The following is a 14,721-nucleotide window of genomic DNA, read 5'->3' as shown; positions in this document are numbered from 1 at the left end:
TTATCGCATCAAACTGTCGTGTCGATTGAACGGAAGGATAAACGCGCTTAACAGAAGATACTTTTGTCGGAGATTCGGGCCACCGATTTGGGCTTTTTTTGCCGACTTGTTCATGAAGTGAAATGATCCTGCAATGCATCAATTTGATCCTGACAACGAGCCGAAAGTGGACAAATGTAACTACTCACATTTTCTGTGGATAATTCTGTTAATAAGATGCTGTAATGGCGTATCTACACAAGTGTCCGGTTTGTTTGCTTAATCATTGTGCAATTTAATTGAAATATTTTATTTTATTTTAAATCAATGAGTTATCGAATAATCCTAATAAATTGAATCAGGAAGCCATTGTAAAACGCCGAAAAAATGCCCAGGCGCTTGATTTTTAAATTTTGTGGACAGTTTGGAGTTTCAAATTTGGAAAATCGGGAAATGAACGACGCAATGTCAAGCGAAAAAATGTTATCGGTCGGCCAATTGAATCGGCGCGTTGGACGATTGCTGGAAGAAGGGGTGCCTGTGCTCTGGGTAACGGGGGAAATTTCCAATTTTGTGCGTGCCGCTTCGGGCCATTGGTACTTCACCTTAAAGGACGAACGCGCATCGGTGCGAGCGGTCATGTTCCGTGGCAAGACGGCGTTGCTGGATTTTGTGCCTGCTTCCGGCGAGCGGATTGATGTTCGAGCGCGCGTGACCCTGTATGAGCCTCGTGGCGACTATCAATTGCAGGTCGAATCGCTGCGCTGTGCCGGGCAGGGGAATCTGTATGAACAGTTCCTGGCCATTCGCGCCCGTTTGCAGGAAGAAGGCTTGCTGGATGACTCGCGCAAGCGGCCGCTGCCGGTTTTTGTCCGGCGCATTGGCGTCATCACCTCGCTGGGCGCTGCGGCCCTGCATGATGTATTGACGGCCCTGACCCGACGCGCACCGCATGTCGGGATCATTGTGTACCCGACGGCCGTACAGGGCCGGGATGCTGCAAGTGAAATCATGAGTGCGCTGGCCCAGGCGCAAATGCGCAATGAGGTGGACGTACTGCTGCTGGTGCGCGGCGGCGGCAGCATGGAAGACCTCTGGAGTTTCAATGACGAATCGCTTGCCCGCCTGATCGCCGCCAGCCGGATTCCGATTGTGTCCGGCGTGGGCCACGAAACCGACTTTACGATAGCTGACTTTGTCGCAGACCTGCGCGCACCAACGCCGACTGCGGCGGCAGAATTGGCGTGCCGGCCACGACGCGATATGCTGAACGAGATTGCGGGCTTCACGGACCGGCTGTCCCGCCATCAGCAGCGCATGCTGGAACACCTGAGCCTGAAACTGGATCGCCTGTCGGGCCGGCTGGTTTCGCCGGCGCAAAAAATGCGTGCCGATCGCGCGCGTATCGAGCATGCGGCGCGCCAGCTGGAAGGACTGGTACGAGCCACAATCGAGCGTAAACGTAATCGCATCGATATGCTGAATCAAAAACTCGGACATGCCGCACCCAATATCACGCTGGCGCGCAACCGCGTGGGGGCGCTGCTGGCGCGACTCGAGCGCGCGGCGGATCGCTGCATGAGCCAGAACGGGCGCCGCTTTGAACGCGTGCTCACTCAATTTGAAACCATCAACCCGCGCGCGGTGCTCGGCCGCGGGTATGCCATTGTCTATGACGACGCCGGACACGTGCAGCGTGATCCCGCGCTTCTGCATGAAGGTCAGACCCTGAAGCTCGAACTGGAGAAAGGTACGCAGCCAGTCAGGGTCATTGCAAATCGTACCTAGAATTTAAGGTATCATCAGGGTACCTTTTTTACTTTTACAAGGAGATCTACATGGCACACAGTCTACCTCCACTTCCTTATGAAATGGATGCGCTTGCACCGACCATTTCCAAGGAAACGCTTGAGTACCATTATGGCAAACATCATAAAGCTTACGTTGACAAGCTCAATGAGCTGATTCCCGGTACCGAATTTGAAAATGCCAGTCTGGAAGATACCGTTAAAAAATCCGAAGGCGTGATGTTCAACCAGGCCGCCCAGATCTGGAACCACACGTTCTACTGGAACTCTCTGACTCCAGGCGGAAGCGAGCCATCAGGCGCCGTGCTCGAAGGTATCAACAAAAAATGGGGTAATGTTGATAAATTCAAGGAAGAATTCAATAAATCGGCAGCCGGCAATTTCGGCTCAGGCTGGACCTGGCTGGTAAAGAAAGCCGACGGTTCGCTGGATATCGTCAACACAAGCAATGCCAAAACACCACTGACGACCGATGACGTGCCTCTGCTGACCTGTGATGTCTGGGAGCACGCTTATTACATCGACTATCGTAATGCGCGCCCCAAATATCTGGAATCATTCTGGAAACTGGCGAACTGGGATTTTGCCAACAAAAACCTGGGCTGATTGTTCCGCTTTAAGCACGTCGATCTGATTCACATCAGACCGGTCTGAACAAAAACACCGCCGGTGAAATATTGCCGGCGGTGTTTTTTTTGGGTATGTGATCGCGATGCATTGTTGACTGGTCGCCTCGTTTGATCTGTTTGCCGCAGCATGTCGGCGGCAGCCAGTGCGCTCTTAACGCATGCACTGCTCGACAATCGTGACGATATCGGGTGAGGTGCCTTCGGCTACGCGCAGGGTAACCCGTGTGCCGGAATTGCTGTCCATGCTTTTGGGGGCAACGCTGATCTTGGCTTTGGGTTTATCGGGCCCGGGAATCGCGCCAAAATAATGATCCGCGTCAGACATGGTCAGATTGGCGGCGGGATAGGGGCCTTTCCAGCCCTCCAAAATACATTTGGCCAGCAGTTTGGGTTGAACGTCAGAGGTGCGATCGATTGCGGGTTTTTGATATTCAGGCAGGGTAATGCCCGCGCATCCTGCGAGTAAGCCCATGCTGCTGCCCAACAGGGCGTACCAGATTGCTTTCATTGATGACCTTTTACTGTAAAGTAGCCGAGCCCTCGTCCCGTGCGACGGGCAGGGCGGGCGGTTGAACAGCCTCGATGATATCACCGACGCGCACCCCGCGGCTATGGAACCAGTCTTTGTTCATTTCCAGTGCGTATCGGGCAGCGCTGCCCGAACAGTGGGTTTCTTCGCTCAACGGCTGCATCTCGTCCAGCGCAACGATGCGGCGTTGTGCGTCGATAAAGGCGATCGACAGGGGAATCAGGGTGTTTTTCATCCAGAAACAGCGCGGCTGATTGTCGGGAAAGACAAAAAGCATCCCGTGATCCGGAGGCAGCGCCGGGCGGTGCATAAGACCCTCGGCGCGCAGCGAATCCGTGTCGGCGATTTCAATTGTAATGGGGTGATGGTTAATGCGCACAGACGCGGGCGCGGCGGGTGATGCGGAAACGCGGGCCGCAGCACTCTGCGAGGCAGGCAAAAAGCCTGCCAGAATGGTGCAGCCCGCTAAAAACACTAATCGCAAGAACCTTGCTGCGGACAGGGGTATGGGCATACTCTGAAAAAATACAGATTATGCTGCCATAATATTGAGTGCCTGTTGGCCTTTTGGACCCTGGGCAATCTCAAACGTGACGCGCTGGCCTTCTTTAAGTGTTTTGAAACCATTCATCTGGATGGATGAAAAGTGGGCAAAAAGGTCTTCTCCACCGCCATCGGGGGTAATGAAACCGAACCCTTTGGCATCGTTGAACCATTTCACTGTTCCGGTCTGTTTATTACCGCTTTCTTCCGGAACGGGTGTCTCTGTTGTTTCTGACATACTTACAGCCTCTGCTCAAGATGTTACCGACTAATGGCGCTCGACCGATGCCGCGTCGTTGCCGAAAAGATACTGAAATAGAAATTGAAGTACGGAAATCAATTTGTGGATACTATTTTTCAGTATAAGGAAATGATGCAGATTAAAATTATGTGAGTCAATAGTGGAAATTACCGATAATTTCGGGGTTCATAAACAACACTACTTGAAATATCGTATACAGTATCAATATAGATACTTTCTTCAGCAGGTTTGGTATGGCTCAGCAGTCAGGCATTGTCACTGAAGCGCAAAAGGCAAAATTGGCGCCTCCGCCCATGTATCAGGTGTTGTTGCTCAACGATGATTACACCCCCATGGATTTTGTGGTGTCGGTTTTGCAGAAAATTTTTTCGAAATCCGAAGAAGAAGCGACCGTGATCATGTTAAAAGTACATCATGATGGCAAAGGTGTTTGCGGGGTCTATACCAGAGACATCGCCGCGACCAAAGTAGCCATGGTTGGGCAGTATGCGCGTTCCCATCAGCACCCCTTGCAGTGTGTGATGGAACCCGTGGATTTGTAATAGTCCTGGCATTATTTCCAGGGCAGTTGTTTAGACGGAGGAAATTGTGATTTCTCAAGAACTCGAAGTGACGCTTCATATGGCATTTGTGGATGCGCGTACCGCCCGCCATGAATTTATTACCGTCGAACACCTGCTGCTGGTATTGCTGGATAATGCCGCCGCCCGCGAGGTACTGACCGCGTGTGACGCGGATATTGAGCAGTTGCGCAGCAAGCTGCGTGCTTTTATCGATACCAATACACCCATTGTCGGCGGAAGCGATGAAGTAGACACGCAGCCGACCCTGGGCTTTCAGCGCGTCATCCAGCGCGCCATCATGCATGTTTCCTCCAACGGCAACGCCAAGAGCCCCGCAACCGGTGCCAATGTGCTGGTGGCTATTTTCAGCGAAAAGGATTCGCACGCCGTCTTCTATTTGCAGGAACAAAACATTACCCGCCTGGATGTGGTCAACTATATTTCACATGGCATTACCAAGTCTGCGGCGCCCGCGCCCGACGAGAGTGCTGCGCCGTCCGACGCCCAGCCGGGCGAGCCCGAGGAAAACAAGTCGCCCCTGGCGCTGTATGCGTCCGATCTGAATGCGCAGGCCAAGGCCGGCAAGATCGACCCCCTGATCGGGCGGGACAGTGAAATAGAGCGCGTGGTGCAAATTTTGTGCCGTCGCCGCAAGAACAATCCGCTGCTGGTGGGTGAAGCCGGAGTGGGCAAGACAGCCATCGCTGAAGGGCTGGCCCTGCGCATTATGAGCGGCAATGTTCCTGAAATTTTGTCCAAGGCGCGGGTTTATGCGCTGGATATGGGATCATTGCTGGCCGGCACCAAGTATCGTGGCGACTTCGAGCAGCGCCTGAAAGCGGTGCTCAAGCAACTGGCAAGCCAGCCGGACGCGGTTTTGTTCATCGACGAAATTCATACCCTGATCGGCGCCGGTTCGGCTTCGGGCGGGACCATGGACGCATCCAATCTGCTTAAGCCAGCGCTGTCTTCCGGTGCGCTGCGTTGCATGGGCGCGACCACCTACAAAGAATATCGCGGCATTTTCGAGAAAGATCATGCCCTGTCTCGTCGTTTCCAGAAAATCGACGTGAGCGAGCCTACGGTCGAGCAGACGATTCTTATTTTGCGTGGCCTCAAATCCAAATTTGAAGAGCACCATCACGTTCGCTATTCGGCAGCAGCCATTACTGCGGCGGCCGAGCTGTCGGCCAAGCACATCAATGATCGTCATCTGCCCGACAAGGCGATCGACGTTCTGGATGAAAGCGGCGCGGCGCAGCGCCTGTTGCCCAAGTCGCGGCAGAAAAAAGTTATCGGCAAATCCGACATTGAAAACGTGGTCTCGAAAATGGCCCGGATTCCGCCGCAGTCGGTCAGCAGTGACGACCGTAACAAGCTGGCTACGCTGGATCGCGACCTGAAAACGGTCGTGTTCGGTCAGGATGCGGCTATTACCGCGCTGGCTTCGGCCATCAAAATGTCACGCTCCGGCCTGGGCAAGCCTGACAAACCGATAGGTTCGTTCCTGTTCTCCGGCCCGACCGGCGTGGGCAAGACCGAAGTCGCCAAGCAACTGGCATTTATTCTGGGCGTTGAACTGATTCGTTTCGACATGTCCGAGTACATGGAGCGCCACGCCGTTTCGCGTCTGATCGGTGCGCCTCCGGGATACGTCGGTTTTGACCAGGGCGGGCTGCTGACCGAGGCTGTCAACAAGCAACCGCACAGCGTACTGCTTTTGGACGAAATCGAAAAAGCGCATCCGGACATCTTCAATATTCTGCTGCAGGTGATGGATCATGGTGTCCTTACCGACAATAACGGCCGCAAATCTGATTTCAGAAATGTCGTCATTATCATGACGACCAATGCCGGTGCAGAATTGCTCAATCGCCGCTCGATTGGCTTTGCAGACAGTCGCCAGAGCGGCGACGAGATGGCTGAAATCAAGCGCATGTTCTCGCCCGAGTTCCGCAACCGCCTGGATGCCATTATTCCGTTCGACGCATTGTCGCAGGACATTATCATGCGGGTGGTCGACAAATTCCTGATCGAGCTGGAGCATCAGCTGCAGGCCAAGCGCGTAGAAGCGACGTTTACCGATGCCTTGCGCCAGCATCTGGCCAAAAAAGGCTTTGATCCGGTCATGGGCGCGCGGCCGATGCAACGCCTGATCCAGGATGTGATTCGCCGTGCCCTGGCCGATGAATTGCTGTTTGGCCGCCTGGCCAGTGGGGGATCGGTGTATGTCGATATTGACGACAAGGACGAAGTGACGCTTACCTTCAATGAGTCGGATCCGAAAGAAAAAAAGGATTCTGAGGAAGAAGCACTGGTTTCCTGATCATGACAGGTACGTACATCGCCTGTCATCATTGTGGGCAAATGCATGAAAGAAGCGCGCTGGCCTCCGGGCAGCGCGCTTCGTGCGTGCGTTGCGGTACCGTGCTCTGGTCCCAGGGCGTCCTGAACAGCACGGCCTGGCTGGCGATTGTCCTGACCTCCCTGATCGCGTTTACCATTGCCAATTTCATGCCTGTGGGCACCATCACGGCGGTCGGGCTCAAAAGCAGTTCGACCTTTCTGGATGCGGTAGCGGCCACGTGGCGGGCCGGATATCCGAGCGTGGCCATCATGTGTTTTGCCACCGGATTCCTGATGCCGTTGCTGGATATTCTGATCCTGGCGTGGCTGTTGGCCTTTTCGCGCCAGGGCAGAGTGGCGCCGGGCCTGAATCTGTTAAGCCGCTGGCTGCACTATGTGCGCCCCTGGGCGATGGTGCCGGTCTTTATGCTGGGAGCGCTGGTCGCCATCGTCAAACTGGCCGATATGGCTTCGCTTACACCCGGCGCGGGCCTGTGGGCGTACGCAGCGCTCACCTTCCTGCTGACCGGCCTGAGCAAGCTGAATTCTGAAAGAGTGTGGTTGCTGGCCGAACAGGATGGCGCGGTTCAGAGCATGCCGGTTTCCATTGAACCGCAGCATCATCCGCTGGACTGCGAGGTGTGCGGACAAATTACCATGAGCACGGCTGACGAAGGCCATTGCCAGCGCTGCCATACTCGCGTCCACTACCGCAAGCCAGCGCACAAAACCCGTACCCTGGCCATTTTGCTGACAGCCATTATTCTGTATCTTCCGGCCAATCTATACCCGGTCATGATCAACACGACGGTGCTGGGGGGAACCTCATCTCACACCATTCTGGGCGGTATTCTGGAACTGTGGAACATGGGCTCCTGGGACCTGGCGCTGATTGTGTTTATTGCCAGTTTTGTGGTGCCGCTTACAAAAATTGTCATTCTGGCCATTTTGCTTGGACGTCCTGCAAAAGGGCGGCGTGATACCATGATGCATTACACGCGTATGTATCAGACGGTCGAACTGATCGGACAATGGTCAATGCTGGATGTGTTTGTCGTGATTCTGCTGACATCGCTGGTCAATTTCGGCCCCCTGATGACGGTCAGGCCTGACGTGGGCGCAGCCGCCTTCGGCATGGTCGTGGTTGTGACCATGTTTGCGACCATGAATTTCGATATACGCAAGGGCTGGGATGAGGTCGATGACGATATCGAATTGCCGGATTACCAGCCGGCGGCCACGGCGCCTACCTTTACTTAGTGCTTTGATTCCAGAAAAAATACAGGAACGGGTTACCGTTTATTAAATAGAATGCATAGTTTACTGATTCAGCAGTTGGCAGGAGCATCTTATGTCTGAAAAAGATCTGCCCCCGTCGGATTCGTCTTCGCAGCCGCCGGCAAACAAACCGGCGGACACACCGGCGACCGCCGCCGATAATACAACCGGCGCAGCAGCGCAGGACGCGTCTGCACAGCAGGGCAATCAGGGCAAGCAAGGCGATGAGCGACCCGGCGGGACCAATCAGCCCAATCCGGTTATTGCCAAACAGCCGGTCGTGAGCCAGAAAAAAAACAAAAATATATCCTGGATCTGGCTGGTGCCGTTGATTGCGGCCATCATCGGCTTGTCTTTGCTGGTTCGCGACTATATGCAGCAGGGGCCGGTCGCCACCGTAACCTTCAAAACGGCCGAAGGCCTGGAAGTGGACAAAACTCAGGTTCGCTATAAGGATGTGGTGGTTGGCGTTGTCTCGGATATCGATCTGACCGAGGACCACAACTCGGTACAGGTAACGATATCCTTTACCGACGGCGTCGATTTTCTTTTGCGCGAAGGCGCCCGGTTCTGGGTCGTCAAACCCCGGCTGGGGGTCAGCGGCGTCTCCGGTCTGGGCACGCTGGTGTCGGGGGCCTATATTGGCGTGGACATCGATGATACTAAACAGACTAAGGCGGAACCCCGCAATGATTTTGTCGGACTGGAAAAACCGCCCGAACTGATCAGCGGCCGGCCGGGCAAGCGCTTTACGATTACTGCGCCCAGCCTTAACTCGCTGGATCTGGGTTCCCCCGTCCTGTACCGGCGCCTGCAGGTGGGACAGGTTATCAACTATACGCTGAGCAAAGAAGGCAAGGGCGTCGAAGTTCAGATATTCATTGATGCGCCCTATGACCGCTTCGTTACCGAAAATAGCCGTTTCTGGAATGCCAGCGGCGTAGACCTCTCGCTGAATGCGGGCGGCCTGAATTTGAAAACACAGTCGCTGGTATCTGTCCTGGCCGGTGGTATTGCGTTTGGCCAATTGCCTGCCGAAGAAGAGGCGAAAGAGGCCGTCAAACCGGCAGCCGATGGCGCAACGTTTGTACTGAATCCCTCGGAAGAAAAGGCGCTGGCCAAGCCGGATGGCCTGGCCTTTCCGATCCGCATGAAGTTTGACAAATCGGTCCGGGGACTGCAGACGGGTTCGGCTATTGATTTCAAGGGTATCCTGCTGGGCGAAGTCAAGGATATTTCAATGGAATTTGATATCGCTACGCGCAAGACTACAGTGATTGTCGACGGCGTTATCTACGAAAACCGCCTGGGGGCCGCGATTCCGGATGCCCAGCGATTCGATGACAAAGGCGAGCCCGTGCACGATCTGGCGCTGAAAGAGTTTGTCAGCAGCGGCATCCAGGCACAGCTGCGTTTTGCCAATATCTTTACCGGCCAGCTGTATGTGGCCCTGGATTATTTCCCGGAAATCGCCAAAAAACCGCCTGCTCCTGATCTGAGTAAATCGCCGGTGGAAGTCGCTACGGTGCCGGGCAGCTTCGATGAGTTACAGCAGCAGTTGAACGTGATTGTCGAGAAACTGAAGAATCTGCCGATTGATTCGATCGGGCATTCGCTTGATGACGCCCTGCAGAGTATCTCCAAACTGGCTCGCACGCTCGACACGACGATGGTGCCCGAGCTGACATCGACGGTACGCAAGGCCGGCAAATCGCTGGATGGGGTCAACAAGACCATGGGCAGCGTGCGCGGGGTCGTTAATGATGACAGTCCCGTCATGTTGCAGCTCAATGGCATGATCAAGGAGCTGTCGCGCGCCGCCAAGTCGATCCGCAGTCTGGGCGATTATCTGCAGGCCGAACCCAGTTCGCTGATCAGAGGCCGTTCGAAAGACAATATCCCTTTCAAGGAAAGTGAATGATGAAGAGTTCCCTGTCTGCCGCCTTGCGACCGCTGACGCTGGTTGCGCTGACTGCCGTGCTCGGCGCCTGCGCCTCTGCGCCGACGCAGTATTACACGCTGGCCGCCAGCGACAACCCGACCGTGCAGGGCGCGGCCCGGTTCGGCATTAATGTCCATGACGTCACGGTGCCTGATGCCGTTGATAAGGCGCAATTGATGATTCGACAGTCGGGCGACTCTTCAGCGGTCGTACCGCTCAATGGCTCGCGTTGGGCCGGGTCGCTGCAGGACGAAATCCAGAAAACGCTGTCGGCCAATCTGGTCAGTCGGCTTGGCGCCATCAATATTCAGGGCATTACCGGTAACGAACAAAAGCTGCCGGTGTGGCTGGTGCAGACGACGTTTCACCGCTTCGATATGATCCTGAATAAGGCCGCGGTCCTCGATGCGACCTGGCGCGTGAATCCGGTGCGTATGGGTTCGCGTTCTGCCAGGGTATGCCAGACACGGATCCAGGTGCCGGCCGCCGGCGGTGTTGATGCACTGGTGAAAAGTCAGTCTCAGGCCATCTCCCTGCTGTCGGATGTGATTGCCGGTGCGATTGACGGCCACACCCAGGTTCAGGCAGGCAACGTGGCACAGGTACAGTCGCTGGGGTGCCATTCGGGGTAGAATGCGACCATTGCATGCGTTTTCCCCGATCTGACGGATCGCGGGTTGTCGAGATAACGGACGCCTGAAGGCGTCCCGTTTTTTTCCTGAGGTTTATTATGAAAATGATCAATAACATGCTTGTCGGCGTGCTTGCGTTGTCCCTGTCGCCGCTGGCGTTTGCCGAGGTGACGGTCGGCATTAATCTGTCGAGCACCGGCCCGGCTGCGGCCATTGGCATCCAGTCGCGCAACGCGATTGATTTGTGGCCCAAAACACTGGGCGGTGAGCCTGCCCGCTATATTGTTTTGGATGACGGCACCGACGTCAGCAAATCGGTGCGCAATGCCCGCAAGCTGACTTCGGAAGACAATATCGACATTCTGGTCGGCCCCAACACGACGGCGGCTGCACTGGCCATTCTGGATGTACTCAAAGAGACACAGACGCCGATGATCGCCCTGGCCGCCAATGCCGCTATCGTGACTCCGCCTGATGATCCGGGTCGCCGCTGGGCGTTCAAAATGCCCCAGAACGACAGCCTGATGGCCGATGTTCTGGTCCGGGATATGGTCAAAAAAGGCTTCAAGAAAGTGGCCTTTATCGGCTTTTCCGATTCCTATGGTGAAAACTGGTGGAAGGAATTTTCAGAACTGGCTGCCGGTAAAATTGATGTGGTTGCCCGCGAATCATATCAGCGTACCGATTCATCGGTAACTGGACAGGTGCTGAAACTGATGGCAGCCAAACCCGACGCCATCCTGATTGCCGGTTCCGGCACGCCGGCGGTGTTGCCCGGCAAAACGCTCAAACAGCGCGGCTACAAAGGTCTAATCTATCAGACGCACGGCATCGGCACGCTGGAATTTTTGCAGGTAGGCGGCAAGGATGTCGAAGGGACATTGTTCCCGACAGGGCCGGGAGTCGTGGCCAAGGGTCTGCCGGAAGCAAATCCGGTCAGGAAAGTGGCCCTCGATTTCACGGAAAAATATGAAAGCAAGTACGGGCCCAATTCGGCGACGCAGTTCGCCGGTGATGCCTGGGGCGCGTATATGCTCATGGACAAAGCCGTGGGCGAGGTCCTGAAGAAAAACATCAAACCGGGTACACCGCAATTTCGCAGTGCCTTGCGCGATGCTATCGAGTCGACCCGGGAACTGGTCGTTCCCAATGGGGTGCTCAATATTACCGCCAAAGACCACCAGGGTTTTGACGAACGGGCACGAGTCATGGGAACGATCAAGGATGGACACTTCCAGTACGCCACTGATCAGTAGTCTTTCCGGGCGATATTGATCAGGCGCCAGAACGGCGTGAAAGTTTATAACGGCTAAGGGCCAACGGCTTGAAAAACGCTTTATAAAGGCGTAGAAAGGGTGTCGGAAGGCCGTGCTAAAAGGTTTAAGGAGGGCCTAAGTAACGTGGGCGTCGATATGGCGCTCCAGGGTATTAAGCCTCCCACTAACCGCTTTATTGCGCGGTCGCACCTGAAATTTTCACAACCTCCCGATACTTCTCCATCTCGCTTTTGACTTTCGCGGCAAAGGCTTCAGACGAAGAAGGGGTGGTATCCGAACCCATGATCAGCAATTGCTTTTTGACGGACTCATCTTCCATCGCGGCGGCAAATGCGTCATGCAGCGTCTTGACGACGGCATCCGGCGTACCGCCGGTCGCGAAAATGCCGAACCAGGTACTGATGTCAAAATCTTTGATGCCCGCCGACTCCATGGTCGGCACATCTTTCATGATATCCGAGCTCGCTTTGGTGGTGAGGGCAAGTGCGCGCACCTTGCCGTCCTTGACCATTGGCAGCGCCGAAGCCAGATTATCAAACATAAACTGCGTCTGATCGGACAGCAGCGATAGCTTGGCCGGACTGGCCCCCTGATAAGGGACGTGTACGGCGTCAATCCCGGTACGCTGTTTGAACAGTTCCCCGGCCAGATGGCCCGCGCTGCCATTACCACCGGATGCATAATTCATTTTGCCCGGATGCTTTTTGGCGTAATCGATCAGCGAGGCCACATCGGTGATATCGTGCTGCTTGGCAAAGGCCGTACCCACGACCAGCACATTGGGCACTTCGGATACAAGCAGTACCGGTGCAAAATCCTTCACCGGATCAAAATTCAGGTTTTTGTACAGCCACGGATTGATGGCGTGCGTGGCTACAGCGCCCATGACGATGGAATAGCCATCCGGTTTGGCGCGCGCCACGATCCCGGCACCGATATTGCCGCCGGCACCCGCCTTGTTTTCCACGATAATGGTTTGCTTCAGGGTTTTGCCAGCATGTTCGGCCAACAAACGCGCCACGCCGTCCAGTGGCCCGCCCGGGGAGTAGGGCACAATGAAGGTGATCGGTTTGGTCGGATAGGATTTTTCCTGGGCCAGGACGGGTTGTAGCAGAGTAACGCCCATGAGCGTGGCCAGTGCGCTTTTTAACAGCGTTCGTTTTGTAAGGTTCATTGTTTTTCCATAAAAAAGGGGAATGCCGGGGCAATCGGCCTTGCAGGCCGGCTCAGCAAAAACTCTGCTGGCACCGGCCTTTTTGCGCCGCCCGGCGCGGGCAGTCAGATCAATGACTGCCGGTACTGCCAAATCCGCCTGCACCGCGTTCGGTTTCGGTAAACGTGTCGACCACGTTAAACGTGACCTGCATGACGGGTACTACAACCAGTTGCGCGATGCGCTCCATGGGGTTCAATACAAAGGCCTCCTGGCTTCGGTTCCAGACCGATACCATGAGGGGGCCCTGATAATCTGCGTCAATCAGCCCGACCAGATTACCGAGCACAATACCATTTTTATGTCCCAATCCGGAACGAGGCAGAATCATGGCCGCATAACGGGGATCCTGCACATAAATCGAAATGCCGGTTGGCACCAGCAGCGACGCGCCGGGCGCCAGTGTGTGCGGCTCATCCAGGCAGGCGCGCAAATCCAGGCCTGCGGAGCCTGTAGTGGCATAAGTAGGAAGTTGATCGCGCATGCGCTCATCTAAAATTTTGACATCAAGTTTCATGTTTGCTTCGTGGTTTTGCTGGGGGTGGGAAATCGTTTGGCTGCGTTGCGGATGCGTTTGAAAATAATGAACAGAACGATCAGGATGAAAATAAGCGGGCCGCGCATGCCTTCGGCCTGCAGGCCGCTTCCACCGGAACCGAACTCATCGGCCAGAATAAAAATGGCAACGGCGACCAGACCCACCACAAGGGCAAAGGGGAAAGAGCGGGTCTTTGCCTTTGGCGTTGCAGCCGGCCTCGTTTCGAAACCGGCATTTTGCGTGCCGCTGGGGGGTACCGGGAAACTGGTGTCAGCAGACGCGTTGGAGGCAGACGCCTGTCTTGTTCCGGAAGTGCGCGCGGTAGCTGCGGCGCCCGCTTGAGCGCTACGCGCGGCGCCGGTCGTCGTCAGCTGCGAAGGAAAGCCCGAGCTGAAATCCGGATTGACTGCCTGCTCTTTCATATCAAAGTGGCGGCTCAGTTCTTCGACATAATTGGCAAAGTCGCCATTTCTGGGTTCACGATAGTCCATATTCATCGTTGAGCTCCGTTTAACTGTCTCAGTAGGGTCGACTGAGGAGGTGGCATGGGTGTCATGTCAATGATTTTTCAGTATCTGCCGCGAGCGTTGCCGACGTCTGGATATGACGACAACAACCAGCACCAATGCCAGAACGAGCAATATTGCGGCGCTGCCTGCCGCGCCCAATGCATCGGCACCGCGGGCGCCCAGATAGCCTGGCATCAGCAGCCAGGGGAACCAGATCACGCCCGACAGCACATTGGCAAGCTGAAACCGGCCTTGCGGCATTTTCATTATGCCAGCCATACCGGGGATTAGCGAGCGAAATGCGCCCATGAACCGTCCTGCGAAGACCGCCAGGAATCCGTAACGGTAGAACAGCAGGCGCGTGCGGGCCACGGTTCGGCGGCGTTTTGTCAGGATGCGGCTTCTGAGCAGAGCAGGGCCATAGGCGTGGCCGATCCAGTAGGAAACGGCATCGCCCAGGACGGCGCCGGCAATGCCCCACACACAGATCGTGGTCAGATCCAGAGACCCATTGGCGATCAGCACGCCTGTCAGCGGCAGCAGAATTGTGGCAGGCACAAAAAGCCCGACAATCAGCAGCGATTCGCCAAAGGAAATCAGGCCGATAATAGGCCCTGCCCAATCCTGGTGCAGCGTAATAAAAGCAAGAATCTGGTCGATATAGGGTTGCATC

The 14,721-nt window shown here is 55.3% G+C and carries 15 protein-coding genes; 8 read left to right on the top strand and 7 right to left on the bottom strand.

The genetic code is table 11. The annotated features are described in order from the left end of the window. Positions 1-432 precede the first annotated feature (432 nt). Both xseA and W822_RS45260 read left to right on the top strand, forming a co-directional pair. Entirely contained in the window at positions 433-1,767 is a 1,335-nt protein-coding gene (gene xseA / locus W822_RS0124235) for an exodeoxyribonuclease VII large subunit (protein WP_031243824.1), read from the top strand. Between the two features lie 50 nt (positions 1,768-1,817). Further along, positions 1,818-2,393, top strand: a complete 576-nt coding sequence (locus W822_RS45260; RefSeq protein ID WP_024007456.1) for a superoxide dismutase — start codon at positions 1,818-1,820, stop codon at positions 2,391-2,393. A gap of 174 nt (positions 2,394-2,567) precedes the next feature. Here the strand turns inward: W822_RS45260 and W822_RS45255 are convergent, their stop codons facing one another. The 3 genes from W822_RS45255 to W822_RS45245 are packed head-to-tail and all read right to left on the bottom strand — an operon-like array spanning position 2,568 to position 3,726. Further along, entirely contained in the window at positions 2,568-2,924 is a 357-nt protein-coding gene (locus tag W822_RS45255) for a hypothetical protein (RefSeq protein ID WP_024007455.1), read from the bottom strand. A gap of 10 nt (positions 2,925-2,934) precedes the next feature. Then, positions 2,935-3,420 (bottom strand): DUF192 domain-containing protein, encoded by a 486-nt coding sequence (locus W822_RS46255; protein WP_024007454.1) that lies wholly within the window; start codon positions 3,418-3,420, stop codon positions 2,935-2,937. Between the two features lie 57 nt (positions 3,421-3,477). Next, the gene (locus W822_RS45245) at positions 3,478-3,726 is read right to left on the bottom strand and encodes a cold-shock protein (protein WP_024007453.1); all 249 of its coding nucleotides are present in this window, start codon (positions 3,724-3,726) and stop codon (positions 3,478-3,480) included. Between the two features lie 257 nt (positions 3,727-3,983). Between W822_RS45245 and clpS the strand changes: the two genes are divergently transcribed. From clpS to W822_RS45215, 6 genes are all read left to right on the top strand, one after another. Continuing rightward, positions 3,984-4,292, top strand: coding sequence for an ATP-dependent Clp protease adapter ClpS (clpS, locus tag W822_RS45240; RefSeq protein ID WP_024007452.1), 309 nt, complete (start codon positions 3,984-3,986; stop codon positions 4,290-4,292). 46 nt (positions 4,293-4,338) lie between these two features. Further along, a complete protein-coding gene (clpA, locus tag W822_RS45235) occupies positions 4,339-6,639 on the top strand; it encodes an ATP-dependent Clp protease ATP-binding subunit ClpA (RefSeq protein ID WP_024007451.1) in 2,301 nt (766 codons plus the stop codon). 41 nt (positions 6,640-6,680) lie between these two features. After that, positions 6,681-7,919 (top strand): paraquat-inducible protein A, encoded by a 1,239-nt coding sequence (locus W822_RS45230; protein WP_172642834.1) that lies wholly within the window; start codon positions 6,681-6,683, stop codon positions 7,917-7,919. 91 nt (positions 7,920-8,010) lie between these two features. Next, complete coding sequence (locus W822_RS45225) at positions 8,011-9,858, top strand: PqiB family protein (protein WP_024007449.1); 1,848 nt, start codon at positions 8,011-8,013, stop codon at positions 9,856-9,858. Next, positions 9,855-10,511 (top strand): PqiC family protein, encoded by a 657-nt coding sequence (locus tag W822_RS45220; protein ID WP_024007448.1) that lies wholly within the window; start codon positions 9,855-9,857, stop codon positions 10,509-10,511. The genes W822_RS45225 and W822_RS45220 overlap by 4 nt, the downstream gene beginning before the upstream one ends. 104 nt (positions 10,512-10,615) lie before the next feature. Further along, positions 10,616-11,767: an ABC transporter substrate-binding protein gene (locus W822_RS45215; protein WP_024007447.1), complete on the top strand. Its 1,152-nt coding sequence runs from the start codon at positions 10,616-10,618 to the stop codon at positions 11,765-11,767. A 193-nt stretch (positions 11,768-11,960) separates the two neighbouring features. On the opposite strand, the gene W822_RS45210 is transcribed toward W822_RS45215, so the two are convergent. From W822_RS45210 to W822_RS45195, 4 genes are all read right to left on the bottom strand, one after another. Beyond that, entirely contained in the window at positions 11,961-12,962 is a 1,002-nt protein-coding gene (locus W822_RS45210; protein ID WP_024007446.1) for a Bug family tripartite tricarboxylate transporter substrate binding protein, read from the bottom strand. 109 nt (positions 12,963-13,071) lie between these two features. Then, entirely contained in the window at positions 13,072-13,518 is a 447-nt protein-coding gene (gene dut, locus W822_RS45205) for a dUTP diphosphatase (protein WP_024007445.1), read from the bottom strand. Further along, entirely contained in the window at positions 13,515-14,036 is a 522-nt protein-coding gene (locus W822_RS45200; protein WP_024007444.1) for a hypothetical protein, read from the bottom strand. Before W822_RS45200 ends, dut begins: the two co-directional genes overlap by 4 nt. A 60-nt stretch (positions 14,037-14,096) precedes the next feature. Continuing rightward, on the bottom strand, positions 14,097-14,720 hold the full coding sequence (locus W822_RS45195; RefSeq protein ID WP_024007443.1) for a DedA family protein: 624 nt from the start codon (positions 14,718-14,720) through the stop codon (positions 14,097-14,099). Position 14,721: the final 1 nt, after the last annotated feature.

The organism is Advenella kashmirensis W13003 (genome assembly GCF_000506985.1).
Lineage (GTDB): Bacteria > Pseudomonadota > Gammaproteobacteria > Burkholderiales > Burkholderiaceae_B > Advenella > Advenella kashmirensis_A.
The sequence above is the reverse complement of the archived record's forward strand: the minus strand, read 5'-3'. Positions and strand labels throughout refer to the sequence as shown.